Origin of the sequence: Salegentibacter salarius, from assembly GCF_900168265.1 — a bacterium.
In the GTDB taxonomy this organism is placed as follows: domain Bacteria; phylum Bacteroidota; class Bacteroidia; order Flavobacteriales; family Flavobacteriaceae; genus Salegentibacter; species Salegentibacter salarius.
On sequence record NZ_FVZF01000025.1, the window covers coordinates 22,766 to 49,622 of the forward strand.

17 protein-coding genes are annotated in these 26,857 nt (G+C 38.0%); 10 read left to right on the plus strand and 7 right to left on the minus strand.

From position 1 onward, the window contains the following. Positions 1 to 25 precede the first annotated feature (25 nt). Positions 26 to 391, plus strand: a complete 366-nt coding sequence (locus B5440_RS12825; protein ID WP_070054208.1) for a four helix bundle protein — start codon at positions 26 to 28, stop codon at positions 389 to 391. Between the two features lie 35 nt (positions 392 to 426). Here B5440_RS12825 and lepA read toward each other — a convergent pair whose 3' ends face one another. After that, positions 427 to 2,223 carry a translation elongation factor 4 gene (lepA, locus tag B5440_RS12830; RefSeq protein ID WP_070054207.1) on the minus strand — a complete coding sequence of 599 codons (1,797 nt, stop codon included), beginning with the start codon at positions 2,221 to 2,223 and terminating at the stop codon, positions 427 to 429. Between the two features lie 413 nt (positions 2,224 to 2,636). On the opposite strand from lepA, the gene B5440_RS12835 reads away from it, so the two are divergent. From B5440_RS12835 to murQ, 3 genes are all read left to right on the plus strand, one after another. Continuing rightward, complete coding sequence (locus tag B5440_RS12835) at positions 2,637 to 3,902, plus strand: sugar MFS transporter (RefSeq protein WP_070054206.1); 1,266 nt, start codon at positions 2,637 to 2,639, stop codon at positions 3,900 to 3,902. A 10-nt stretch (positions 3,903 to 3,912) separates the two neighbouring features. Further along, complete coding sequence (locus B5440_RS12840; protein WP_070054205.1) at positions 3,913 to 5,484, plus strand: beta-N-acetylhexosaminidase; 1,572 nt, start codon at positions 3,913 to 3,915, stop codon at positions 5,482 to 5,484. A 74-nt stretch (positions 5,485 to 5,558) separates the two neighbouring features. Further along, positions 5,559 to 6,374: an N-acetylmuramic acid 6-phosphate etherase gene (gene murQ, locus B5440_RS12845; RefSeq protein ID WP_070054204.1), complete on the plus strand. Its 816-nt coding sequence runs from the start codon at positions 5,559 to 5,561 to the stop codon at positions 6,372 to 6,374. 78 nt (positions 6,375 to 6,452) lie between these two features. Here the strand turns inward: murQ and B5440_RS12850 are convergent, their stop codons facing one another. Next, positions 6,453 to 7,208: a DeoR/GlpR family DNA-binding transcription regulator gene (locus tag B5440_RS12850; RefSeq protein ID WP_070054203.1), complete on the minus strand. Its 756-nt coding sequence runs from the start codon at positions 7,206 to 7,208 to the stop codon at positions 6,453 to 6,455. A gap of 269 nt (positions 7,209 to 7,477) precedes the next feature. Between B5440_RS12850 and B5440_RS12855 the strand changes: the two genes are divergently transcribed. The 6 genes from B5440_RS12855 (at position 7,478) to B5440_RS12880 (ending at position 18,088) form a co-directional block, all read left to right on the plus strand. Continuing rightward, a complete protein-coding gene (locus tag B5440_RS12855; protein WP_070054202.1) occupies positions 7,478 to 10,708 on the plus strand; it encodes a SusC/RagA family TonB-linked outer membrane protein in 3,231 nt (1,076 codons plus the stop codon). Positions 10,709 to 10,727: 19 nt separating this feature from the next. Continuing rightward, complete coding sequence (locus B5440_RS12860) at positions 10,728 to 12,443, plus strand: RagB/SusD family nutrient uptake outer membrane protein (RefSeq protein WP_070054201.1); 1,716 nt, start codon at positions 10,728 to 10,730, stop codon at positions 12,441 to 12,443. A 91-nt stretch (positions 12,444 to 12,534) separates the two neighbouring features. After that, on the plus strand, positions 12,535 to 14,136 hold the full coding sequence (locus tag B5440_RS12865) for a glycoside hydrolase family 10-like protein (RefSeq protein WP_070054200.1): 1,602 nt from the start codon (positions 12,535 to 12,537) through the stop codon (positions 14,134 to 14,136). Positions 14,137 to 14,234: 98 nt separating this feature from the next. After that, positions 14,235 to 15,692: a sodium:solute symporter gene (locus B5440_RS12870; protein ID WP_070054199.1), complete on the plus strand. Its 1,458-nt coding sequence runs from the start codon at positions 14,235 to 14,237 to the stop codon at positions 15,690 to 15,692. 12 nt (positions 15,693 to 15,704) lie between these two features. Beyond that, positions 15,705 to 16,721, plus strand: a complete 1,017-nt coding sequence (locus tag B5440_RS12875) for a dipeptide epimerase (RefSeq protein WP_070054198.1) — start codon at positions 15,705 to 15,707, stop codon at positions 16,719 to 16,721. Positions 16,722 to 16,861: 140 nt separating this feature from the next. Beyond that, complete coding sequence (locus tag B5440_RS12880; protein WP_070054197.1) at positions 16,862 to 18,088, plus strand: C40 family peptidase; 1,227 nt, start codon at positions 16,862 to 16,864, stop codon at positions 18,086 to 18,088. A 137-nt stretch (positions 18,089 to 18,225) separates the two neighbouring features. Here the strand turns inward: B5440_RS12880 and B5440_RS12885 are convergent, their stop codons facing one another. From B5440_RS12885 to B5440_RS12905, 5 genes are read right to left on the minus strand one after another with little or no spacing between them, the layout of a single operon-like run. Beyond that, entirely contained in the window at positions 18,226 to 22,020 is a 3,795-nt protein-coding gene (locus tag B5440_RS12885) for a phosphodiester glycosidase family protein (protein ID WP_070054196.1), read from the minus strand. Between the two features lie 19 nt (positions 22,021 to 22,039). Then, positions 22,040 to 22,627 (minus strand): peptidoglycan recognition protein family protein, encoded by a 588-nt coding sequence (locus B5440_RS12890; RefSeq protein ID WP_079711149.1) that lies wholly within the window; start codon positions 22,625 to 22,627, stop codon positions 22,040 to 22,042. A gap of 48 nt (positions 22,628 to 22,675) precedes the next feature. Beyond that, entirely contained in the window at positions 22,676 to 23,614 is a 939-nt protein-coding gene (locus tag B5440_RS12895) for an N-acetylmuramoyl-L-alanine amidase (RefSeq protein WP_070054195.1), read from the minus strand. A 2-nt stretch (positions 23,615 to 23,616) separates the two neighbouring features. Next, the gene (nagB, locus tag B5440_RS12900) at positions 23,617 to 25,560 is read right to left on the minus strand and encodes a glucosamine-6-phosphate deaminase (protein ID WP_262506383.1); all 1,944 of its coding nucleotides are present in this window, start codon (positions 25,558 to 25,560) and stop codon (positions 23,617 to 23,619) included. A gap of 8 nt (positions 25,561 to 25,568) precedes the next feature. Continuing rightward, a complete protein-coding gene (locus B5440_RS12905; RefSeq protein WP_232756009.1) occupies positions 25,569 to 26,855 on the minus strand; it encodes an ROK family transcriptional regulator in 1,287 nt (428 codons plus the stop codon). Positions 26,856 to 26,857: the final 2 nt, after the last annotated feature.

A 26,857-nucleotide genomic window follows, 5' to 3' on the forward strand; every position in this document is an offset into this window, starting at 1 on the left:
TGAAAGATTTTATATATTTAGATAAATGGAAATGGAAAAATTTAATTTTGAGGAACTTAAGGTTTACCAAAAGTCTTTGATTTTGATTGATAGGATTTATGCGGAAACCAAAGAATTTCCCAAAGAAGAAGTTTATGGACTAACTTCACAATTTCGAAGAGCTGCCATTTCTATAGCCCTTAATATTGCAGAAGGCTCAGGTAGTTCAAATCCTGAATTTCGCCGTTATCTTCAAATATCTTTGAATTCAGTTAAAGAATGTGTCGTTTGCGTAGAGATTGCACAGCGTCAAAAATATCTTCGACTAGAAGAATATAATCATTATAGAAAAGATCTTGCAGAACTATCTAAAATGATCACCTCTTTAATGAAATATCTGACCAGGAAATAAATACTAACGTCTAAAGACTAAAGTCTACCGACTAACTAATCATTCAACTTAAGTACCGCCATAAAGGCTTCTTGCGGAATTTCAACATTTCCTACCTGGCGCATACGTTTTTTACCTTTTTTCTGTTTTTCCAGCAGTTTTCTTTTACGTGAAATATCACCACCATAACATTTGGCGGTAACGTCTTTTCTTAGTGCTTTTACGGTTTCACGCGCAATAATTTTAGCACCAATTGCCGCCTGTATTGGAATATCAAATTGTTGCCTTGGAATTAATTCCTTCAACTTTTCACACATTTTCTTTCCAATATCGTAAGCGTTGTCTACGTGGAGTAGGGCAGAAAGGGCATCTACAATATTCCCGTTAAGTAAAACATCTACTTTAACCAGTTTAGACTCGCGCATTCCTATAGGTGAATAATCGAAGGAAGCGTAACCTCTGGAAACGGTTTTTAATCTATCGTAAAAGTCAAAAACAATTTCAGCTAAAGGCATATCAAAACTTAGCTCCACCCTTTCAGGAGTTAAATACACCTGGTTGGTGATTTCCCCTCTTTTTTCTATACAAAGCGACATAACATTCCCAACATAATCGGCTTTAGTAATAATGGTAGCTTTAATAAAAGGTTCTTCTACGCGGTTTAAAGAAGAAGGTTCCGGTAAATCTGAAGGGTTATTAACCAAAATCAGATCATCTGGATTTTTATTGGTGAAGGCATTATAAGATACGTTAGGTACGGTGGTAATTACCGTCATATCAAATTCACGTTCCAATCGTTCCTGAATAATTTCCAGGTGAAGCATTCCTAAAAATCCACAACGAAAACCAAAACCTAATGCAGCAGAACTTTCCGGTAAAAATACCAAAGAGGCGTCATTAAGCTGAAGTTTCTCCATAGAACTTCTAAGTTCTTCATAATCTTCTGTATCTACTGGATAAATACCGGCAAAAACCATAGGCTTTACATCCTCAAACCCGGCTACAGCTTCAGTAGTAGGATTTTTAGCATCGGTAATAGTATCCCCAACTTTTACTTCGCGGGCATCCTTAATTCCTGTGATTAGGTAACCAACATCACCCGTTTTTATTTCCTGCCGCGGGAATTGCTTTAAACGCAAAGTTCCTACTTCATCGGCGAAATAATTTTTCTGGGTAGCTACGAATTTAATATTCTGGCCTTTTTTAATCGACCCGTTAATAACTCTAAAATAGGTTTCAACACCTCTAAAAGGATTGTAAACCGAATCAAAAATAAGTGCTCTTAAAGGAGCATCTACTTTTCCGCTTGGTGCCGGAACTCTGGTTATTATAGCTTTCAGAATTTCCTCTATTCCCAGTCCTGTTTTTGCACTTGCAGGAATAATATCTTCATATTCACATCCCAGAAGATCTACAATATCATCGCTTACCACTTCTGGGTTTGCACTTGGTAAATCTACCTTGTTAAGCACCGGAATTATCTCAAGGTCGTTTTCCAGGGCTAAATAAAGGTTAGAAATAGTTTGTGCCTGTATACTTTGAGCGGCATCCACTACCAATAAAGCACCTTCACAAGCCGCGATAGAACGGGAAACTTCGTAAGAAAAGTCTACGTGTCCCGGTGTGTCAATTAGGTTTAAAACATACTTTTCGCCTTCATATTCATAATCCATCTGTATGGCGTGACTTTTAATGGTAATGCCACGTTCGCGTTCCAAATCCATACTGTCAAGGAGTTGTTCCTGTTTTTCACGATCTGTTACCGAACCTGTAAAGTCTAGTAAACGATCTGCCAGGGTACTTTTTCCGTGGTCAATATGGGCGATTATACAGAAGTTTCTTATATGTTTCATTAGGTAATTTTAATTATTGAATTCCATCAAAAAACTTCGGGGGCAAGCCCGAGAAATATGAATTGGAAGTCTCATTTTCAAATCGAGGCAAGCCTCGGCGTATTTAATCTCGATTATCGAGTAAAAGGTAATCAACAAATTTAAGTTTACAAATATAGTTTATTTCATAGTCCTAAAAAGAAAGATAGAATATAAGAATTGCAAGAAATTCTAATCCTTAAGTATTGCTCTTTGGAAATCATTTAAATAAAAAAATGACTTATCTTTTAGTTATTTATAAAAAAACTTACCTAAGTATACGTTGGTTATAAAAAAGTTTCCTTTTTTTGTAAGGAACATTTTTGTTATAATTTTCTAAAAAGGCATTAAGTTTAACCAGAATTAAATATTAACTATACTTAAGATATACATTTATGGCTGCTGAAACCGCAACTAATCAGAACAACACCAGTAGATCTATTGTTATTATAGGCGTGTTATTTTTCATCTTCGGCTTTGTAACCTGGTTAAATTCTGTACTTATACCATTTTTAAAAACTGCCAGCCAGTTAAATAACTTTGAATCTTATTTAGTAGCCTTTGCTTCTTATATTTCATATTTCGTAATGGCTATCCCTTCAGCCTGGGTATTAAAAAGAACCGGTTTTAAAAACGGAATGTCACTAGGCCTGGTTGTAATGGCGATAGGTGCTTTAATTTTTATACCGGCTGCGATGTCCAGAACTTACGCGATGTTCCTATTCGGGTTGTTTGTTCAGGGAACCGGTTTGGCTTTGCTACAATCGGCAGCTAATCCCTATATCACTATTCTTGGGCCTATTGAAAGTGCCGCCAAACGAATTAGTATTATGGGTATTTGCAATAAGGTCGCTGGTGCATTAGCTCCTATTATCTTTGGTTCCATACTTCTGAAGAATATGGATTCTGAAGAAGCGAAATTGGCAGGATTAAATGTTATAGAAAAAGCAGCAGCCCTGGATGAACTTTCTAACCGGGTGATCACACCATATATAATTATGGCGGTAATTTTGGTAGGTCTTTCAGTGCTTATTTATTATTCAGCTTTACCTGAAATTGAAACCGATGGAGAAGATGAGACCCTTGCTGCTGCGAATAAAAGTAAAACCAGCGTGCTTCAGTTCCCAAATTTACTATTAGGAACCCTGGCTATGTTTTTATACGTTGGAGTAGAGGTAATTGCCGGAGATACGGTGATAAGTTATGCTCGCGATGGACAGAATATTGATACAGATATCGCTAAATATTTCACTACGTATACCTTAATTGCCATGATTGTGGGGTATTTAATTGGTACGGTAACTATTCCAAAATATATAAGTCAGCAAAAAGCATTACAGATCTCAGGTATTTTGGGAATTATACTTGGGCTTTGTGCAATCTTTACCGATGGCTATATTTCAGTGCTTTGTATATCGCTCTTAGGTTTAGCAAATGCTTTGGTATTCCCTGCAATTTGGCCTTTAGCACTTAATGGATTGGGTAGATTTACTAAAATAGGTTCTTCCTTCCTAATTATGGCACTGGCCGGTGGAGCTATTTTACCACTAATCTACGGATATTTAGCCGATACTTTTGATCCTCAATCGGCCTACTGGATAGTAATTCCAAGTTATTTGTATATCTGGTTTTTCGCAGCAAAAGGACACAAAATAAAATAAAGATTTTAGAATGAAAAGTTTAAGTTTCAAGTTAGGTTTAGTTTTAGTGTTTTTTCAACTGGGTTTATCCGCACAAGAACCCGAAGTTGAAAAACCAGCAATCATACCGCAGCCAGCAGAAATTGAGTGGAAAGACGAGTTCTTTACACTACAGGAAAGAACAGTGGTTTGTTTTAATTCCGGTGCAGAAGCATCGGCTGCCTGGCTGCAGCGATTGCTGAGTAATACTTATACACAAAGCTATGAGATGCGGGGAGAAAATTGTAACGGTTTTAACCTTAATATTGATCCAGAACTAGAAGAAACTCTTGGTAAAGAAGGTTACAATTTAGATATTACTTCAAGTACCGTTAGTTTAGAAGCGGCAACTGAAGCCGGACTATTTTATGCTATCCAAACCTTGCGGCAAATGTTTCCACCGGAAATTGAAAATGAAAAAATTTCGGAAGAAATAAAACTTTCCCAGGTATCTATCACCGACAGTCCACGATTTGAATGGCGCGGGTCTATGCTGGATATTGCTCGTAGTTTTTTCGGTCCAAATTATATTAAAAAGCATTTAGACCGAATGGCTTTTTACAAATTAAACAGACTTCATTTGCACCTAACCGATGATCAGGGGTGGCGTATAGAAATAAAACAAAAACCTAAATTAACCGAATTAGGTAGTAAAGGTGCCGTTAAAGGCGGTAGGTCTGGGTATTTAACCCAGGAAGAATATAAAGAAATCCAGGAATATGCTGCGGCGAGAAATATTGTAATTGTTCCTGAAATTGATATGCCAGGACATATTTATTCAGCCTTAATGGCTTATCCAGAATTAAATTGTGACGATTTTAGCAATATAGAACCCAGGATGGCGACTCCACCGGAGTTATTTCACGAATACAAAGTAGGATGGAGTAAACTATGTTTAGATAAGCCTGAAATTTATGATTTTGTAGCTACAGTTTTAGGGGAAATGGCAGAGATCACTACCGGAGATTATTTACATATTGGAGGTGATGAGATTGAAGACGAACGTTACAAAGAATTTGTGGTGAAAGCCGATTCTATTGTTCAAAATCTTGGCAAAACAACTGTAGGTTGGGAAGAAGTAACTCAGGCAGTAGTAGACACTACTTTTATTAGTCAGCGTTGGAATGGGAAAACCAAAAGTGTAGTGAATACGCCTATAATAGAATCTATTTGTTCGAGTTTTTATTATGATCACGCCAACGTACCGGGACAGGAAATGACCAATAATTGGTGCAAGGAAGATGGAGTTTCTTTAAAAGATGCTTATACCTTTAAGGTGAAAAGTCCGAATACCATAGGGGTAGAGGCTCCGGTTTGGACCGAGATGGTACTTTCTAACGAAGCTGCAGACGATAGGTTCTGGCCAAGAACAATAGCCATGGCAGAAGTGGGTTGGACTAAGGCAGAGAAAAAAGATTATAAGAACTTTATAAAACGTCTGGGAGAACAAGGTTTAAGACTTGATCTTATGGATGTAAATTATTTTAGAAGCCCAGAAGTAGATTGGAATAGCAACCCTAAAAAAGGGATTTTTTCAGAATTTATGCCTAAATCTAAATTTTAAATTATTTTAGATATTTTATTGAAAACATTTCTCCTCGAGTTATTGAGGGAGATATATTATAATTAAACTTAAAAATGGAGAATAATAATCCCGATACCGAAAAAACTTCGAAGTATAATGATTTAGAGAAAATGAGTACTTCAACTCTGCTTCATAATATAAACAAGGAAGATAAAACCGTTCCAGAAAGTGTTGAAAAAGAGCTTCCGGCCATTGAAAAATTGGTTGATGCCATAGCACCTAAAATGGAAGCTGGTGGCCGATTATTTTATATTGGCGCTGGAACAAGTGGAAGACTGGGGGTTTTAGATGCTTCTGAGTGTCCTCCTACTTTTGGGGTATCAGATGAATTAGTTATAGGCTTAATTGCCGGTGGTGATATTGCATTAAGAAATGCGGTAGAAAATGCCGAAGATGACACCAACCAGGCCTGGAAAGATCTTCAAAAATTTGAAGTTTCAGAAAAAGACGTGGTGGTAGGGATTGCTGCATCAGGAACTACTCCATACGTTATTGGCGGAATTAAAGATGCACGATCTAAAGGAATAGTGACGGGTTGCGTAACTTGTAGTTCTGGCAGTCCTTTGGCCGCAGCAAGCGAATTCCCTATAGAGGTGGTTACCGGACCCGAGTTTGTAACTGGTAGTACAAGAATGAAAGCCGGAACTGCGCAAAAACTGGTATTGAATATGATCTCAACCAGTGTAATGATAAAACTAGGCAGGGTAAAAGGCAATAAAATGGTAGATATGCAACTTTCCAATAAGAAATTGGTAGGCCGCGGTACCAGGATGATTATGGAAGAGTTAAATGTAGATGAAGCTGAAGCCGCACGATTGCTTGAAACATATAAAAGTGTAAGAAATGTACTGGCAAAATATGAAAGTTAATATTCTGCCGAATATCGTGGTATTACCTTTCTGAAGTGGCATCACCTAATTTTCAGGCATTATTTTTTATAAATAATTCTATAATAAATTCAGGCCTATATTTCTATATTTTTGTAGCTCTGGTGAGTTAGGTTCTAACTCTGTAATTAGTGTATCTACAGCAATCGCGTCACAAACTTTAAAACGGTTATAGGTGTTGAGCTTTTTAGAAATGGTAAGTGAAACCAATTTTTTGGAAGATTTAACCATGGCTTTTTTCATTTGCGCAACCTCCCAATCCAGTTCGGTAACACCTTTTGCAATATCCATATAACCGGTACCTAAAAAGCAGATATCGGCTGTGATTTCCGATAAAAGATTAATAGCACTTCCACCTGCCGCAAGTTGCGATCCTCTTGATAATTTTCCTCCTATAAGATGTACCTCATCATTTTTAGAGGCGTTGTTAAGCAGTTCTACAGCCATAGGGAGACTTGGAGTAAAGAAAGTTAAATTCATTTTTCTGGGAAGTAATTTTGCAAGTTCTAAATTAGTAGACCCACCACTAATAAGTACCACGTCACCATGGTTTAGAAGTTCTACTCCCTTCTTAGCAATAATAGATTTGTTTTCATATTCGTACACCTCCCGGGTATTATCGGAATGAATATTAAATCCATTTGAAACCGCTCCGCCGTGAACTTTTTTAAGGCGTTTTAATTTATCCAATTCCATGAGATCCCTTCGCACAGTATCCATAGATACGTTAAGAGTTCTGGTTAAGTCGCTTAGTAACACTCTGTTATGTAGATGTACTTCGTCAAGAATAATTTGATGGCGCTCAGTTTTTTTCATATTAAATTTTTGGAACTGGTTTTTGGGTTAAAGACAGTATATAACAAAATTAACTCGAATCAAATTAATATGTTAAAATTTTTGAATTATGATTTTTAAAGTAAGTCTACTGTTTTTTTATTAAAATTCTATTTATGCAATTAAAAATAGCAAAAAATAGACTAGTAGCGCAAAAAAACAGCAAAATAAGTAAATTATTGCAAGTTTTTATTGCTATTAATTAATTTATATGATATGTTTGTTTCATAATCAATTGTTAATGTATTATTATGGGAAAACGTTTTCGTAAATCTATTTTAGTGTTGCTCTGCCTATTTTCAATTCAGGTGTGGGCACAGGAGAGAGAAGTTTCGGGAGAAATCTTTGATACGGATGGAATGCCTCTACCAGGGGTGAACGTATTTATAGAGAATACATCCAAAGGAACTGTAAGTAATTTTGATGGGGAATTTTCTCTAAGTATTCCAGATGAAAACAGTACAGTGCTGGTTTTTTCATCTTTAGGATTCCAGGAACAGAAGATTACTGTGGGGAATCAAAACAATTTCACTATTACTATGCAAACCGATACTGAAGGTTTGGATGAAGTAGTGGTAGTTGGGTATGGTAGTCAAAAACGGAGTAATGTAACCAGTTCAATCTCTACGATAGATACAGAAGTTTTGGATTCAAGACCAATTACCGATGTTGCACGTGGTTTGCAAGGTGCAAGTCCCGGGATAACGATTACATCTCCTACCGGGCAGATTGGTCAGGACCCAACTATAAGATTGCGTGGTAATGTAGGAACTTTAAGCCCGGGAGGTGGCGGTGCTCAACCCTTAATTTTGGTAGACAACGTTGAGGTTTCCAGCCTGCAATCTATAAACCCGCAGGATATTGAAGATATTTCAGTATTAAAAGATGCAGCATCTACTTCTATTTATGGAGCCAGAGCTGCCTGGGGTGTGATTTTGGTGACTACTAAAAATGGTAGACGAAGCCAGGCACCAACCGTTAACTACTCGAATAACATTTCATGGTCTACTCCAACCAATACTCCTACAGTTGCACCAGCAGCAGACGGAGCCGAGATGGCTTTTGCGGCTGTGAGAAGAAGAATTCCTTCTTTAGATGCATTTGGATTGGTGAATATGTACTTAGATGATACCGCGATTGAAAGAATGCGAGAATGGGAAGAACTATATGGAGATCAGAATTTAAGTGATGAAATGGTTCTTGGCCGTGATTTTGAAATAAGAGATGGAAGATTGTTTTTCTATCGTCCGTGGAATCCTGAAGATAAGTTCGTAAAAGAATGGGCGCCACAGCAAAAACACGATCTTTCTGTTTCAGGAGGAAGTGAAAAAACTAACTACTATGTTGGTCTTGGTTACCTGGAACAAGGTGGAGTTTATAAAGCAAACCCAGATGAATTTGAAAGATATAACCTTAACTTAAGTGTTAATACTTCTATTACAGACTGGATGGATGTTCGAGCCAAAGTATTATATACCAATACAAAAACAACAGAACCTTTTGCTTTTGGATCTGCTACTTATGATGCTTGGTATTATACCACCAGATGGCCGGCATATTATCCTTACGGAACTTACGAAGGAAATCCTTTTAGAAGTCACGTAAACGAAGTGGCCCAGGCAAAGATGAACCAAAATGATAGGGCTCTAACCAGAATTAATTTAGGTACCACTATCAATCCTATTGAAAATCTAGATATTAATTTTGATTATACTTTTGACGGTGTAGATAGACACGAACACCAGGTTGGTGGATCGGTTTCGGCTTACAATTTCTGGGCTACCGGGCCAGATCTAGTTTACGAGCCATATACCAGCCCAGCGTATGATAGGGTGGTTTACAATTCTTCCTGGAGTAGAAGAAACACCGCAAAAGCTTTTGCGACTTACGATCTTAATATAGCTGATGATCATCAATTTGAAGTTACTGTTGGTGGTGATGCCGAAGAGTTTGAATTATGGGCACAATCTTCTCAAAGAAGAGATTTATTAAACCCAGATCAGGGAGAGTTAGACCTGGCTACAGGAGATCAGTTCGTTGGAGGTGATAGAGAAAATTGGACCACTTTAGGTGCTTTTGCTCGAATTAACTATTCATATAAAGAAAAGTATCTACTTAACGTAAATGGTAGATATGATGGTTCTTCCAGACTTTCAGCAGATGAGAAGTGGGCATTTTTCCCATCTATGTCGGCTGGTTGGATTGTTACCAAAGAAGATTTTATGGATGCTGTAAAGCCAACTTTGTCTTTCCTAAAGTTAAGAGGGTCTTATGGATCTGTAGGAAACCAAAATGCGCTAATCTCTAACATTTATAGAACAATGTCGTCCTACAATACCGGATGGTTAATAGATGGTGAAAACCAGTTAACTACAGGAACTCCTGGAGCTTTACCGGCAGATCTTACCTGGGAAACTGTTACCACCTTAGATTTAGGTTTCGATGCTCGTTTCTTTAAAGATAAATTAGGAGCTAGTTTTAGCTGGTACGAGAGAACAATTAGCGATATGCATAGTGCAGGGGTAACTTTGCCTAATTCTTTTGGTACTTCAGCTCCAATTAGAAATTTTGGTGAGATTCAAACCAAAGGTTGGGAGCTTGAACTTGATTTTAGCCATACTTTTGATAACGGACTTAGCATAAACACTAAAGGTAACTTAAGTGACTTTAAAGAGAGAGTAACGAAATTTGCAAATACTACCGAGGGAATTAATTCTTATTATGAAGGGAAACAATTGGGAGAAATTTGGGGATATGAAACCGATAGATTTTTTACTGAAGCCGATTTTGATTCCGACGGTAACTTAGCGGAAGGCATTCCTTCTCAGGAAATCTTCGAAACAAATGGATGGTTTCAGTACGGTCCCGGAGATATAAAATACAAAGACTTAAATGGTGATGGTGTTGTAGATTTTGGATCTAGAACAGTAGGTGATTCCGGAGATATGAAAAGAATTGGTAACTCCACACCTCGTTACCAATATGGATTGCAAATAGGAGCAAACTGGAAAGGTTTTGATTTTAACATGTTTATGCAGGGTGTTGGAAAACGTGATTTCTGGGCAAACGGGCCGGTATTTATTCCTGGCTATCGTTATGGAGAAGCCTGGTATGAGCACCAGTTAGACTACTGGACTCCAGAAAATCCAAACGCATATTATCCAAGACCTAACGACCAGCAACAATCTAATAATGCGATGAACTTTTTACCGCAATCAAAATATTTATTAGACATGTCTTATTTGAGAATGAAGAACATCACCTTAGGATATACTATTCCAACTTCTCTAACAGAAAAATTTCAGGTAGAAAGGTTTAGAATTTATGCCAGTGGTGAGAATCTTTTCGAATTCACAGGTGCACAGGTTCCTGTAGATCCTGAAGTAGACTATACCTCAGCCGGTTTAAATGACACCTCAACCTTTGGACGTGTTTACCCATTTAGAAGATCATTTTCTTTAGGAGTTCAGGTAACACTATAATTTTAAAAATCTAGTTATTATGAAAGTAACAAACAAAATATTTATTCTTTTCTTTCTTGCCTTAGGTGTTGCAAGTTGTGAAAAAGATTTCCTGGACACTCCACCACAGGATGTCCTGGTAGACGAAACGTATTGGTCTAGCGAAGTAAACGTAAAAACCTTTGCTTACGGTTTTTATACAGCATATTTTTCGGGATATGGCTCAGGTTTTTCCTGGGGGAAATATTTCTCTGGCCAAAGCTTAAACGATGATTTTGCACCTACAAACCCTCCAAGATTCACACTACAGGTTCCTACTTCAGGTGGCGGATGGAGCTTTGCCTGGGTGCGTAAAGCAAATATCTTTATAGACAGGGTGCAGGGGGTAGATATGGAAGAAGAAGCCATAAACCACTGGACAGGTATTGGAAGATTTTTTAGAGCTTTAGAATATCATGATTTGGTAAAAGCTTTTGGTGACGTTCCTTATTACGACCAGGAACTTGCTGAAAATGATCAGGAAATGTTATACAAAAAACGCGACGATAGAACTTTTGTAATGGACCGTGTTCTGGAAGATTTTCGCTTTGCGGCAGAAAATGTTAGAGACAATGTTGAAAATGAAGGCTTAGAAGTAGATAGAAGCGTGGTTCTTGGTTTTATGTCTAGAGTTTTCCTTTACGAAGGTACCTGGCAAAAATATCACGAAAATAATAATGAGAAAGCAGCCGAATATCTTGAGGCGGCAAAATGGGCTGCTCAAGAAGTAATTGAGTCTGGTAATTTTTCATTAGGAAATTATAGAGAGGTATTTAATTCCCTGGATCTATCTGGAAATCCGGAAGTATTACTATACCGTGAGTATGAAGAAGGAATGGTTACTCACTCCCTCAACAGTTATAACAATAAAGAACCTCAAACAGGAGTGTCTAAAGACGGAATTGAATCTTATTTGGCTGAAGATGGTCTGCCTATTGGAATATCAGACTTGTACCAGGGAGATAAAGGAATTGAGAACTTAATGGCAAACCGTGATCCTAGAATCTATGAAACTTTCGTTTCAAATGAATTAAGAATTAACGGGGTAGATCCTAACTATTCAACCACAGGAATTGCTACGCATAAGTTCTTAAATGAAGAAATTGCCGATGAGCCAAGAGGAAATTCTAACTTAAACCCTACAGATGCGCCGGTAATTAGGTACGGCGAGATTTTGGTTAATTATGCAGAGGCGGCTTATGAACTATCTACAGTAGGTGGTCCCGCTTTTACACAAGAAGATCTTAATAAATCTATTAATGTATTAAGAGACAGGCCTGAGATTAACCTTCCATACCTGGAAGTTTCTGGAGACCAGCCTGCGGTTAACGGGCAAACCTATGATGATCCACAAAGAGATCCAGATGTAGCTCCAATCTTATGGGAAATTCGTCGTGAGAGAAGAGTTGAGTTAATGTTTGAAGGATTTAGATTAGACGATTTAAAACGTTGGAAGAAACTGGAGTATTCAGATATGGTTCAGTATCCAGATATTAACAGAGGTGCGTGGATAGATAAATCAGATTATCCCGATGCTAATTTGGAGAATCTTGCTGTTACCGGTGGAGGAGAAGAAGGTTATTTAATTCCGGCATCTGCTGAAGAATCGTTAAGAACTTTTGATGATCCCAGAGTTTATCTTCAACCTATTCCTTTAGATCAAATTACCCTGTATAGAGATCAGGGAGTAGAATTGGAACAAAATCCAGGTTGGTAATTATATTTATATTTACAGGTGAGTTAGCTATAAGTCCTTCAGAATTTTTCTGAAGGACTTTTCTTTAATTTACTCCCAGAATCTTCAAACTATGAAAAAAACAATTCTTTCCTTATTTGCTGTCCTCTTGTTTTTTTACTCCTGTAAAACAACCCAGGAAGTACAGCAAAAACCAGAAACACCAGTGAAGCCAGAACCTGAAAAAGTAGTTGAAGAAATCCCTACAGAGATTGATGTTCCTGAAAAAACTCCAAAAGAAGAAGTAGTATGGAATCCAAATACTCCAAAAAATATTGAGGAATTCCGGGCGGCCTGGGTTGCCACTGTTGCTAATATCAACTGGCCCAGTAAGCCGGGTCTTTCTACTTCTGCTCAACAGCAAGAAGCGCTGGAACTTTTAGATTTTTTAGAAGCACATAATTTTAATGCGGTAATCTTTCAGGTTCGTCCGCAGGCTGATGCCCTTTATAATAGTGAAATAGAACCCTGGTCTTATTATCTCACCGGAGAACAGGGAAAAGCTCCCGACCCTTATTACGATCCGCTTAAATTTTGGATCAATGCTGCTCACCAGCGCGGACTCGAATTGCATGTTTGGTTAAATCCTTATCGCGCTCATCATACCTCCGGGAAAGAAATTAGTGAAGAATCTGTGATCAAAACCAATCCAGATTTAGTGGTAGAATTGGAAAATGGGATGTGGTGGATGGATCCTGCCCAAAAAGGAACTCAAGATCGTTCTTCGGCAGTAGTGATGGATATTGTAAAGCGTTACGATGTTGACGGTATTCATTTTGACGATTATTTTTATCCTTACGATTCTTATAATAACGGTAAAGACTTTCCAGACGATTTAAGTTGGAGGGCCTACCAGGCTGCCGGTGGCGAACTTTCACGTGGCGATTGGCGTAGGGAAAGCGTAAACGTTTTTATCAAAAGAATTTATGAGGAAATTAAAGTGGAAAAGCCGCATGTAAAATTCGGCTTAAGTCCTTTTGGAATTTGGCGCCCGGGTTATCCTGAATCTGTTCAGGGTTATGACCAGTATGATAAATTATATGCCGATGCTAAACTATGGCTAAACGAAGGTTGGATAGATTATTACACCCCGCAGTTGTATTGGAAAATAAGTCAGTTAGGACAGAGTTTTCCTGAGTTATTGGGCTGGTGGCAAAGTGAAAACACCAAACAACGCCATTTATGGCCGGGAATGAATGTTGGCGGTGAAGGAGATGAAATGCATATTACCGAAGTGATCAATCAAATTATGATTACCCGCGGAATGCTTCCGCAAAGTAAAGGTGCGGTGCATTGGAGTATTGGTCCCTTGTTGAAAAATAAGGAATTGGCAAAAGCGATAAAAGAAGGACCTTACAGAAAGAAAACCCTGGTTCCGCCAAGTCCCTGGTTAGATAACACCCCACCGGAAATTCCAAACGTTACTGTGAATGAAAACCTTGATAAGATTGAAATGACCTGGGGAGTTGAAAATGATGAAGATATTCACAAATGGGTGCTATACTTTAAATACGAAACTGGAAATTGGGATTATAAAATTTTAAATTCCGAAAAAAGAAGTCAGGATTTACAGAAAGAAGTAGGAGAAAAGAAGACTAAACTTCAGAAAATTGGGATTACCTCGGTAGATCGTACCGGGAATCAGAGTGAGTTTATAGAAATTAAAGTAAATTAATTCGGGGCAAGCCCACGATGTAAAAAATGAAAAGTATTTTAGATTTCGAGGCATGCCTCGGAACAATAAATCTCGATTATCGAGTAAATTAATCATATATGAGCCCTATTCTCGTTTTTGGTGTAATAGCCGGTTATTTTCTTTTATTACTGGCTATTAGTCATTTTACTTCAAAACAAGCCGATAACAATACCTTTTTTACCGCAAACAGGCAATCGCCCTGGTTCCTGGTAGCCTACGGAATGGTTGGCGCAACCCTTTCTGGTGTTACTTTTATTTCGGTTCCCGGGGAAGTTGGTAACTCCAACTGGACCTATTTGCAATTTGTGATGGGGAATATGGTGGGATACGCGGTGATTGCCCTTGTTTTAATTCCGTTGTTCTATAAACTGAAATTAATTTCAATTTATGAATATTTAAAAGATCGCTTCGGGCAAAATTCTTATTATGCAGGAGCTTCGTTTTTTCTTATTTCCCAAACTGTAGGTGCTTCTTTTCGATTATTTTTAGCGGCTTTAGTCTTGCAAATCGCCTTTTTTGATGCCTTTGGAATTCCGTTTTGGGTTACGGTAATGATCACCATTGCTCTAATATGGTTATATACATTCCGCGGAGGAATTAAAACTATTGTTTGGACAGATACCCTGCAAACCACTTTCTTATTGTTAGCTGTGGTGATCAGTATTTTTATGATTGTAGACCATATGGGACTTGAATTTACCGACGTATTCACAACGGTAGCCAACAGTGAAAAATCCACAATTTTTGACTGGAATTGGCGCTCTAATAATGCATTTTTTAAGAGTTTTCTGGCGGGAATCTTTATTACCATCGCCATGAACGGACTTGACCAAAACGTAATGCAGAAAAATTTAACCTGTAAAAGTAAAGGCGAGGCACAAAAGAATATTTTTTGGTTTTCTATCGTGTTTTTCTTTTCTACCGTGCTTTTTTTAGCTCTGGGAGTTTTGCTTTACAAATACGCGATGGACCAGGGAATCGCCATTCCTGAAAGAACAGACGATCTTTATCCATTACTGGCATTAAATCACTTTGGAATTCTCGCTGGTGTTGTTTTCTTATTAGGAATTACCGCCGCCGCATTTTCCAGTGCAGATTCAGCATTAACGGCGCTCACTACTTCTTTTTGCGTAGATATTTTAGATATTCAGAAAAAAGAAAAAAATCAAAAAAAGACAAGATTACTGGTTCATATTGGGTTTACCATTTTAATGTTCGTGGTAATTATAGTCTTTAATTCCCTAAATGATAGCAGCGTGGTAAGCGCTGTATTTAAAGTTGCCGGCTTTACCTATGGCCCGCTTTTAGGTTTATTTGCTTATGGTTTGTTGAGTAAAAATCCGGTTAGGGATAAATGGGTGCCCGTGGTATGCATTTTATCACCGGTAATTTCAGTAATTTTAGATTTCAATTCTGAAGCCTGGTTAAACGGCTATCAGTTTGGTTTTGAAATTTTGTTGGTTAACGCCGCAATTACGATGTTAGGTCTTTTCGCCTTGTACAGAGCTAAAACCGATGAGGTTTCTATTGACTAAAATTCTAAGAAAATGGAGCTAAAATTTCATCCGTATAACCTGGAACTAAAAAACACTTTTACCATAAGTCATGGTTCAAGAGATGTTCAGCCCACTTTAATCGTTTCCTTAAGCGACCGCGGCTTTACAGGTTATGGAGAAGCTACGGCAACTTCTTATTACGGAGTTACGATTAAGAAAATGCAAGCCGATATTCTTAATATTGAAGACTTAATTGCTGAAAATATCCTGTTAGAACCTGAGGAACTTTGGGAATTAACTTATCCGCATTTAAAAGAAAATCCATTTGCGCTATGTGCACTGGATATGGCGATGCATGATCTCCACGGAAAAAGAAATCGGCAACCGCTTTATCAATTATGGGGGCTCGATTTAAAGAACATTCCGCTTACCAATTATACCATCGGGATAGATTCCGTGGAAAAAATGGTTCAGAAAATTAAAGAATTTCCGTGGCCACTTTACAAAATAAAACTGGGAACCAAAGATGATGTAGCTATTGTTAGAGAACTTCGAAAGCATACAAACTCTGTTTTTCGGGTGGATGCTAATGCCGCCTGGACGGTAGATCAGGCTATAGAAAATGCCAAAGCTTTAAAAGAATTGAATGTTGAATTCCTGGAACAGCCTTTAAAAGCAAATGATTGGGAAGGAATGGAAAAACTTTATAAAGAATCGGTTTTGCCACTTATTGCCGATGAAAGTTGTATTGAAGAAAGCGATGTTGAAAAGTGCGCAGGCTATTTCCACGGCATAAACATTAAACTCACAAAATGCGGCGGACTAACGCCCGGAAAAAGAATGATTTTAAAAGGAAAATCCCTTGGGTTAAAAGTAATGGTGGGTTGTATGACCGAATCTACTGTGGGAATTTCAGCCATAGCACAATTATTGCCGCTCTTGGATTATGTAGATATGGATGGCGGACTTTTAATTAAAAATGATATCGCCGATGGCGTAAAAGTCTATGACGAAAAAGTACATTTTCCTAAAAGAAATGGCACCGGAGTTGAATTGTATGAAAATTAAAAGCAGGCCACGAATTCACTAATTTTGAATTTGTAATTATTTATTACGTCATACTGAACTTGTTTCAGGATCTATGCTGTTGAAAAAAGTAAAAATCATTCTTGAATTTGTGGCGAAAACAAGAAACTAAAATTGAAATAATGAATTTAATAAAACCCTATTTACCCTTTTTACTAACGCTTTTCTTGTTCACTTCCTGCGAGGAGAAAGAAGAAAAAAAAGAGGAGAAACCGCTTCAAAATCAAATAGTAGAAGTACAAAAAAACTACGCGCCAGATGGCCGGGTAGCCCTCTTTGAAGTTACAGCCGAAAAAAATGGAGAAACTTATATTCTTAAAGGAGAATCTAACGATCCTGAAGCGGTAGATTCATTAAAAGAAAAGCTAAAATCAGAAAATATCAAGTTTATCGATAGCATTCAGGTACTTCCAGATACTGAAGCTTTGGAAGATAAGATTCGTGGAGTTGTAAAAATTTCAGTGGCAAATCTAAGAGATGAGCCTAAACATTCGGCACAATTGGTAACTCAGGCTACGCTGGGAATGCCGCTTAAAGTTTATAAAAAAGAAGGAAGTTGGTATTATGTTCAAACTCCGGAGGGTTATTTAGCCTGGGTAGATTACGGTGGAATTGAAAATATGACCGAAGAAGAATTTTCTGCCTGGAAATCTCAGGATAAATTAATTTTTACCGAGCCAACGGGTAATTCTTATTCCGAAGCAAATTCAGACGCTCAAACAGTTTCAGATCTTGTTGCCGGGAACGTTTTAGAGCTTATAAGCGAGGAAAATAATTTTTATAGGGTAAAATATCCAAATGGGAAAGAAGCCTTTGTAGAGAAAGCCTATGCGCAGCCATATAATGAATGGGTGTCATCCCTGGAACAAAACAAAGAAGACCTGGTAGCCACGGCGCATAAATTAATGGGATTACCTTATTTATGGGGCGGTACTTCTCCTAAAGGAGTGGATTGCAGTGGTTACACCAAAACCGTTTATTTTTTAAACGGAATGGTAATTCCGCGGGATGCTTCCCAGCAAATTCATACCGGGGATGTTGTTGATACCGATAAGAACTTCGAAAATCTTGAAAAAGGCGACTTACTTTTCTTTGGAAAACCGGCAACCGATTCTACTTCAGAGCGCGTAATTCACGTAGGAATGTGGATTGGGGACAACAAGTTTATCCATTCTATGGGCGAGGTTCACGTTAGTAATTTTGATACCGAAGCCGAAGATTTTGATGAGTATAACTACAATCGTTACTTACGAACCAAGCGAATATTAAACAAAGAAGATAAAGGTTTAATCTATCTTAAAAATACCGATCTTTTTACTACTTCTGAAGTTGAAGAAGTGAAAATGTAGTTTATAGAAAAAGCTTATACTATTAGAAAGGAATTGTGCTTGTGTTATTGCAACCGTCATCCTGAACTCGTTTCAGGATCTAGGATGTTAATTACTCAAACCTCACAGGTTTCCAAAACCTGTGAGGTTTTTTTATGCTATTTTTCAACCTTTTCGAATAAGTAATAACCGCCACCTTTATCCCAGCTGCAGAAAATTATAGTATTCCCATTTTTTGAAACTCCTATGCCCCGAGGCTCTGCACCATTAACCTCAGGTAATTCTAAAGTCCACATTTGCTGTTTTTCTTCATTTCTATAGTGAATACTCGAAGGCGAAATTCCGCTAGAACGTACAGCGGCATAAATGGCATTATCTACAACCTGTATTGCACTAGAGCCTGCAGAAATGCTGGTAATATCCTCCTTCTTAGTATAGTCTTTAGCATTTTCGCTGCTATAAACCTGGATCTTAGGGCTGCCAGGATCGGGGAAAAAGAGTGTTTTGCCATCCTGAGTCATATCAAAAGTTCGCGATAAATTTCTATCTTTTAGCTCAAGAATTCTTAGCAGTTTAAAAGTTTCTCCTTGCTGTTTTAGTACATAGTTTGGATCTTCTCCAAAGAGCGACATCGCGTATATTTCTCCATTTTTAGCTGCGCGTGGTGCTGTAATTGCTCGTGCGCCTTTAGGTGCTTCCCAAACAGCAAGCCCTTTCCCGGTTTTCGCATCAATCTTAATTAATCTGCGGTTAATTCCCGCTAAAATATTTCCGTCTAAATCTACTCCAATTCCGTTGACAGGATTTAGATTATAGACTTCGCCATTTATCTCTACTGAAGTTAAGGGTGAAAAATCTGTTTCTTTATTATTTGAATCTTGAATAATCAACCCACGGTTGTAATCAGCCAGCCATAGTTTGCCTTCGTGATCCCATTCGGCGCCATAGCCAGCACCAGATTCAGCTATTTTTCCTTTAAAGGTATATTTCGGAGCGGGTATTTGCGCAAGATCATCTAAGGCTTCATTAGTTTTCATCAAATTTAATGCAGTAGGAGCAGAGTAGGAAAAATTGCTACCGTCACTTGCCAACACACGATGGTAAAAGCTTACCTGTTCACCAATTTCAGAATCTTCAAGGAGGTCATACCATTGTTTTTCTGTCATTTTCAAACTGGTTTCCCTACCTGTTTTTTTTTGAAGAATTATTTCTGAAAAATTCTTATTAGGTGAAAGTTGATAGATATAACTTACAAAATCCCCGTTTTCATCTAAGGCCTGGCTCCATTTTATTTCGTAGAGTGCCTCAATATCGCGTACTGCATAGGTGTTCTTCGAGTAATGAGAAGTGATTTGGGCAGGTTCTGGTAATTTATTTTGAACCGGTAATAATTGCGCTCTCAAACTTCCTTTTTCGGTATCTATTTGAATATAGATACCACCAAAATTCAGATAGCTCTTAATTTCTTCAGTAAGTTTTAGTTCAGCAGAAAAGTCACCACTTCCGGAAGAAGATGCTTTGAACTTCACTTCTTTCAGCAATTCGCCCTTTTCGGTATGCCTTCCCTTATAAATACCTATGGGTTTTTCATCAGAAAATTTAGAAGTTATATTGAAATAACTTCCTGAAATTTGAAGTTTATTGTTTTTAATTTTAGCTTCCACCTGGGCTATACCGGCAACATCTTGAACTTTAGAATTTAAAGAAGATAGGAAAGCTTTAAATTTTTGACTATCCGGGATATCCCTGCGCAACATGTAGCCATTTACACCTATCATTGCAGAAGGTAAAGTCTTTTCTTCAAATAAGCTCATCTCTGCAGCTTTGTCTTTTTTTATATCATAAGTACTATAAACAATAGAATCTTTTGAATTAAAAATATCCATAATCGTTATAGTATTTACGGGTTCTCGGCTCTGGGTTAACCAGGAACGAGGGCCGGAACCGGCAGCACCCGTGTTTAAGAATTCCACTTTTCCTCTTTTCCCCGGGTAATAAGCATGCTGGTGCCCGCTTATATAGGTCTTCACCTTGTATTTTTCAAGAAGATGCTGGAGTTCTTTAGCATTTTCGAGTACATTACCTTTTGAATCTCTTTCCTGGGCTACGCTGTAAAGTGGCATATGGCCTATTAGAAATCTATTTGGTGCATTCTTAGCTTCAGGGGTTTGAAATTGTTCTTTCAGCCATTCAAGGTTTTCTTCGGTGATCTTTGAAGAAGAAGCCTCCCAGGAAACAAAAAAGTTGTTTTTGGCTATAAACGAATAGTAGTTCGGGAAATTAGAATCATCTATGAAATGCAGACCCGTTTTATCAATATTTTCTTTCCAAAAATTTTTGGCAAATTTATGTTCTACAGGATAGCTTCTAGGGCCGTCATGATTGCCCAGGGTAAAAGCAAAGGGAATTTTTTCTTTATGAAGGGGATCTATAATATGTTCTTTAAAACCATCCCACATTTTTTGTAGTTGAGTTGTTTCAGAAACTCCCATTCCCGCTACCATATCGCCACCACAGATCACTAAATCTGGTTGCCAAATCTTTGGAATTCTATTTATTATGCTATCTACCTGCCACTCGTAATTGGCAGCGCCCAACCCGGAATTTAAATCTGAAATTACAGCGATACGTAAATCTCCGCGTTTGGGTAGTACTGGAGAATCTTTTTTAGCGACTAATCTTATAGCATCTGCTATAAATTTTCCTTTAGTAGCTCCAATAATCTCCAGGGTATCTCTGGGGCCAATTTCAAAATTGTCCAATACATTCCATTTTCCTAAATTATTGAGAGATTTTTGATTAATGCTAAGGGTATCGCTTTTGCCTTCGGTATGTAGAATGTAATTTACACGTTCAGAATTATTTTGAGTGTTTACGGTGAACCAGGAGGCTAGTTGGTAATTATTTCGCTCAATACCTTCAAAAGTATAGAATGCCTTATTTATTTTGTTTGAAGTGGCTACCCGGGAGGCGCTCTCGCCATAATAATTAACCTGGTTCGAGCTGTTCCAAATTCCTGTTTCAGAATAATTCCTGTCTTCGGTATCAAAGATGATTGGTTTTGGACGTTGCGGCACCTGGGTTTCAGCGATTACTAAAGCTCCCGCATTCTTCCTTAAACTATTCCGATTTCCGCCGGTAATATCTGCAGGAATATTTACCACCTCGTTGGCAGCAACCATAGCCGAAGATCCACCACCATCTAGATTTACTGCATCTTTAGCACCAACATCTAACATTAATTGCGCTAATTCGCCTAAACTTACCCCGGTACTGGCTTCCTGCCGCCCATCAACCACCATCATAATTAGGGTGTTTTTGTCTTTGTAGCCAATGGCACTTCGCGGATGCCGGTCTAAATGGCTTCCTTTAAACCCTTCTTCTTTATCGGTTACATTTATTTTTCCGTTTTTCAATAAAACCGGCCCGCCACCAACTGCCTGACTTACATTCCAAATTTCTGAAGCTGAATTAATATCTGGTGAGACCAATTTCATTGGAATATTATTTTTCCCTGAATTCACCCAGGCGATCTCCGGTTCTCCGTTTTTCATTCCAAATGCACCCCGGGAAATTTTACCGTTCGGTCCCGGCGCAATAACCTCCCCATCCTGAATAATAGTGCTTACCGAAGAGTTTGAAGCAAAATATCCGCCGTTTATAGCCAAAATCCCATTTCCTCTGTTATAAGTTTCTTTAGTAGTTTCCCTAATGGTATTACTGCCAATAGAGCGTAATTTTAGATTTTCGTCACTTAAGTCTATGAGAGCATACATTGCTCTTACGGGCTTATTATCGAGTAAAGTTCCATAAGCGTCATAAATCTTTATGGATGCCGGTAGGTTAATGTTTAGATCTTTTCTTGGCTGCCAGTTAAGGTTTATTTCCTGGGCTTGCAGGGGTAAAAAAAGTAAAAGACCTAAAATGCTAATGATTAATTTAGGTGCTTTCATAACGATAAAATTTAGGAGGTTATCTTAATTGAGGTAATTTTTGATATAGGTTGCTACCGGGACAACTGGTCTCGGCCTGGTCTTTATGGCCGCTAATTGTGTTACGGGAAATATCGTATTCGCTAGAAATATAGGAGATAAGCTCTTTTAAACTTTCCCATTGTTGAGGTAGTACTTTTTCGTTGTTAAAATCCCCTTCTACTACAATTAGTACGTGACCTTCAAGGTTGTAATCAGTATTAGAATTCCCCTGGAAGTTTATATTCCTTCCTTCAGCAATTTTACCATTGGTTGCGATATAAAAATGGTAAGGAACATCTGCCCAGGCTTTTTTAATGCTCCCATCGGCCATCGGAGAATCTTTTTGAGAGAAATTTTGCAATGCCTGCAGTTTCTTTTCGATAGAAAGCTGCGGTTTTTGAGGCATCCCGGTATGGTGAATAGTTATGAATTGCGGTTTATGCGACTTCATTTCCATAACTGGTTTTTTTGCATTCCAATCTTCTCTTTGAAGCATAGCTAATTCATTTTCAGAATTTTGTTGAGCAAAAAGTGAAAAGCTACTGAAAATCAAAACAAGTAAAATGAACTTACCTATATGACTCATAAGATTGCCTTATTTAATTTTTAAATCCTTTTTTCTGAAAAAAAGTGCTTACAAATACTTCTTATGCAATTGGTAAAGCACTTTTAGATTGTGCTTACCAAAAGGCTGTTCTAAATCTTCCTGGATAAAATGAAGTTTAAAGGCGCTCTTTGCAGCTTCAAGATCTGAAGTGTCATAACCTATAATTTTAAGGGCATTTTCAATATTGAAATCGGCCGGAATTACTTCAGGAAAAACCAATTTATCTATAAAAGGAATTCGGGTATTTAGCCGGCTGTTGAGGTGAATCGCCAAAGGATTCGGATTAAAAAATTCGGCTTCCAGTTTTAAATTTTCTACTTCTGCCTCATCATACCATAGCCCAAAACCTTCTTCGGCCAGCCGTTTCCAGGGGAAGTTTGCATTGGGATCTACTTTTCTTGATGGTGCAATATCAGAATGGCCTATAAAATTTTCGGCGGGAATATTGTATTTTTCTTTAATTTCGCTTAGCAATTCTACCAGGCTAATAATCTGTAATTCGGTAAATTCTTCTTTACCATTATTATCAATTTCGATCCCCAGAGAAGAAGAATTTAAATCGGTATTGTTGCCCCATTTGCCAATACCACCGTGCCAGGCCCTAAGGTAATCGTTAAGCATATGATAGATTTCGCCATTTTTGGCGATCACGTAATGTGAGCTTACTTGTGTTCTAGGCAGGGTAAAAGTATTTAAAGTTTGCCCTACAGAATCTTGCGCAGTGTGATGTATAACCACATAATTTGGCTTGCGCATATTAAAATTAGTAGTTCCTACCCAGTATTCACCATAATTGAGTGCGGATTCGTTTTGGTTTTCCCGGGTAGGGAACTGCTGTAACTGTTTACTATAATTTTTTACCTGCTTTTTATAGACCCTATTGGTTTTAGCGTAAGGGTTAGAACTACAGGAAGTAATTATACTTCCTATTAACAGCATTATATAAAGCGGGTAAAGACTTCTCATTTTTAATCAAATTTCCATTTTACGAAAGCTTCCATAGCTTCATAGTTTGCTAGTCCCAAAGAGTGGTAGCTCTCTGCGGTTTCGCGATTTCTTTCTTCTGCACGTACCCAAAATTCCCTTTCATCATCACCGGGAAATACAGGTCTGTCTTTTTGTGATTGATGCTGATAAATAGCATGTCTTTTACGCTGAACCTCCATAGGGGAAAGCGGTACGGCCATTTCTATTTCATGAACATCAAATTCCTGCCATGCGCCGCGGTACATCCATAACCAGCAGTCTTTAGTCCAGGATTCGGTTTTTCTAAGTCTTTTCATAGCTTCCAGGATTATTCGGAAACATACGATATGGGTACCGTGAGGATCGGCAAAATCACCTGCAGCAAAAACCTGGTGTGGTTTTACTTCTTTTAAAAGCTCCATTGTAAGTTCCACATCCTTCTCGGTAACCGGGCTTTTTACACGCTTTCCGGTTTCGTAGAATGGCAAAGCCATAAAATGGATGTTCTTATCTTTTAATCCGGCGTAACGAGCTCCTGCGATCGCTTCAGATTTTCTAATAAAAGCTTTTACGTCCCTTATTTCATCTAAGTCTATATCGTTTGGTTCTTTTTTCTCAATAAAAGCCCGCATTTTCTCATAAGTAGCTTCTAGGCTTTCGGTGTCTTCTCCTGTACTTTTCTTAAAATCTATGGCAAATTCTACATACCGAAGAACATCTGTATCCCAAACGGCCGTGTTTCCCGAAGTTTGGTAAGCCACATGAACATCGTGTCCCTGGTCTACAAGCCTAATAAAAGTTCCTCCCATAGAGATTACATCATCATCTGGGTGTGGAGAGAAAATAATAGAACGTTTTTTTGCAGGGCTTTTTCGCTCCGGGCGTTGAGAATCGTCGGCATTTGGTTTTCCTCCTGGCCAACCAGTTATACTGTGCTGTAACTGGTTAAAGACATCTATATTAATATCGTAGGCAGGACCTTGCTCGGTGGCAAGTTGCGCCATTCCGTTATTGTTATAATCTTCATCGGTAAGCTTAAGGATAGATTTTCCTACTTCTGAAGAAAGCCAGATTACCGCTTTTTTAATCAGTGCTTTATCCCAGGTGCAATCTTTTACTAACCATGGTGTATCAAACCTTGTTAATTCTGAAGCAGCATCTTCATCCAAAATAAATTCAACATTATCTGAAAGTTGAAGATAAGTTGCAGGGACATTACCAGACATTTCTCCTTCCACAGCTTTTTTAATGATAGGAGCTTTTTTCTTACTCCAGGCCATCAAAATAATTTCGCGTGCTTTAAAAATGGTACCAATTCCCATAGTTATGGCTTTGGTAGGCACATTTTCTTTACCACCAAAGTCTCTAGATGCATCACGGCGGGTTAGATCGTCTAAAGTAACCAGTCGCGTACCAGAATTTGGAGCAGATCCCGGCTCGTTAAAACCAATATGACCGGTTCTACCAATTCCAAGTAACTGTAGATCTAATCCACCAACGGCGCCAATTTTATTTTCGTAAGCAAGGCAATAATCAGTAATTTCTTCCTTGGCAAGCGTACCGTCTGGAATATGAATATTATCTCTTTTTATATCTATATGATTAAAAAGATTTTCATCCATAAACTTCACATAACTCTGCTTGGCATCCGGTAGCATTGGATAATACTCATCCAGGTTAAAAGTGATCACGTTTTTAAAACTCAATCCTTCTTCCTTATGCATTCTAATTAGTTCTTCATATACTTCTACAGGAGTTGCTCCCGTAGCAAGCCCAAGCACGGCATTTTCATGATTTTCCTGCTTGCGGCGAATTAGATCTGCAATTCGTTTAGCTACCTTTTTGGAAGCAATATGTTCATCTTCATAAACTTTTACCGGTAGTTTTTCAAAACGTGTTTCTTCTAAAAGATTTAATCTTGCCATAGTTTTTAGCTGATTATTGATTTTATTATTTAGCTGATATGCGATTTCACCAGGCTCACCTGGTCTTTAAAAATATCGTCCATAACTGCAATAGTGCCGCCGTATAAGCTGGAATTCGCTCCAAGGGTAGAAAGTTCTATTTGGGTGCGTTCCTTAAGTTGCATCATGCAGTAGGTATTCATAGATTGCTGAATTGGGGTGGTGATAAACTGTTTTGCTTCGGCTATTTTCCCTTCTAAAATCACCAATTCAGGGTTAAATATTTGGATTAGAATGGCGATGCCTTTTCCGAGTTTAATTCCTATTTCAGAAAGCACGTTTATCGCAAATTGATCTCCGCGATTTGCGGCATCTATAATAGTTTCTGGCTCCAGTTTTTCTAATTCTTCTTTTTTAAGACTATTTAAAACCGAAGTTTGCCCGGCTTTTAAACCTTCTTTTGTTTTTCTAACCAGTGCGAGTCCCGAAGCTTCTGTTTCCAGGCAACCGCGTTTTCCGCAGTGGCAAAGCAATCCGTCTTCGGTCATGGGGATATGCCCAAATTCGCCGGCAAATCCAGATTCTCCCGAGTGCATTCTTCCGCCCATAATAATGCCCAGGCCAATACCCCAATCCATAGAGATTACCAGGACGTTGTTTTTATTTTTGGCAGTACCAAATCGGAATTCTGCTAAACAGGCACTCTTAGCATCATTTAAAATGGCCACCGGTTTTTTAAATTTTTTCTCGAACTTTAATTTAAGCGATTCTGGTTCCTGTTCACTTAAATAATAGGTGAAGTTTTTACCCGCTTCGGCCGAAACCAATCCCGGCATGCTAATGCCTACACCCATAACCTGGTCTAGCTTTATTTTTGCTTCTTTAAGCAATTCCTGGCTCCATTCATATAAAAGATCTACAATATTAGAATCTGTAGAAATTTCTGATGGCCACGATTTTTCGTGAAGTATGGTGTGATTATTATCAATAATTGCCAACTTAATCCTAAAACGTTCTATATGAATGCTCACCACAAAAAATGAGTTTTCAATCAATCCGTAAAGATCTGGTTTCCTGCCTCCTTCAGACTTCCCTCGGCCCTTTTTTATGACTATGCCTTCTTCAATAAGTTGATTTAAAAGCGCCATGGAAGTGGGTAAGCTTACATTAAAACGTTGGCAAACTTCAGCGTTTGAAGTCTCTCCATTCAGAAATAGATGTTTGATGATCTTTAATTTCTGAAGGAATTTTTTTCGCTCTACATTATTAATTTTAGAGAGTTTCTTTTCATCTATAAAAAAATCATGTAGATCTGTAGGCATAGTGTGAGTTGTCATAA

What these genes read in the sequence shown, in the direction of transcription:
- B5440_RS12825 (WP_070054208.1), top strand. Translation starts at nt 26, where the DNA reads ATGGAAATGGAAAAATTTAATTTTGAGGAACTTAAGGTTTACCAAAAG.
- B5440_RS12875 (WP_070054198.1), top strand. Translation starts at nt 15,705, where the DNA reads ATGGAGCTAAAATTTCATCCGTATAACCTGGAACTAAAAAACACTTTT.
- B5440_RS12840 (WP_070054205.1), top strand. Translation starts at nt 3,913, where the DNA reads ATGAAAAGTTTAAGTTTCAAGTTAGGTTTAGTTTTAGTGTTTTTTCAA.
- B5440_RS12895 (WP_070054195.1), bottom strand. Translation starts at nt 23,614, where the DNA reads ATGAGAAGTCTTTACCCGCTTTATATAATGCTGTTAATAGGAAGTATA.
- B5440_RS12890 (WP_079711149.1), bottom strand. Translation starts at nt 22,627, where the DNA reads ATGAGTCATATAGGTAAGTTCATTTTACTTGTTTTGATTTTCAGTAGC.
- B5440_RS12835 (WP_070054206.1), top strand. Translation starts at nt 2,637, where the DNA reads ATGGCTGCTGAAACCGCAACTAATCAGAACAACACCAGTAGATCTATT.
- B5440_RS12880 (WP_070054197.1), top strand. Translation starts at nt 16,862, where the DNA reads ATGAATTTAATAAAACCCTATTTACCCTTTTTACTAACGCTTTTCTTG.
- B5440_RS12850 (WP_070054203.1), bottom strand. Translation starts at nt 7,208, where the DNA reads ATGAAAAAAACTGAGCGCCATCAAATTATTCTTGACGAAGTACATCTA.
- murQ (WP_070054204.1), top strand. Translation starts at nt 5,559, where the DNA reads ATGGAGAATAATAATCCCGATACCGAAAAAACTTCGAAGTATAATGAT.
- lepA (WP_070054207.1), bottom strand. Translation starts at nt 2,223, where the DNA reads ATGAAACATATAAGAAACTTCTGTATAATCGCCCATATTGACCACGGA.
- B5440_RS12885 (WP_070054196.1), bottom strand. Translation starts at nt 22,020, where the DNA reads ATGAAAGCACCTAAATTAATCATTAGCATTTTAGGTCTTTTACTTTTT.
- B5440_RS12865 (WP_070054200.1), top strand. Translation starts at nt 12,535, where the DNA reads ATGAAAAAAACAATTCTTTCCTTATTTGCTGTCCTCTTGTTTTTTTAC.
- B5440_RS12905 (WP_232756009.1), bottom strand. Translation starts at nt 26,855, where the DNA reads ATGACAACTCACACTATGCCTACAGATCTACATGATTTTTTTATAGAT.
- B5440_RS12855 (WP_070054202.1), top strand. Translation starts at nt 7,478, where the DNA reads ATGGGAAAACGTTTTCGTAAATCTATTTTAGTGTTGCTCTGCCTATTT.
- B5440_RS12870 (WP_070054199.1), top strand. Translation starts at nt 14,235, where the DNA reads ATGAGCCCTATTCTCGTTTTTGGTGTAATAGCCGGTTATTTTCTTTTA.
- B5440_RS12860 (WP_070054201.1), top strand. Translation starts at nt 10,728, where the DNA reads ATGAAAGTAACAAACAAAATATTTATTCTTTTCTTTCTTGCCTTAGGT.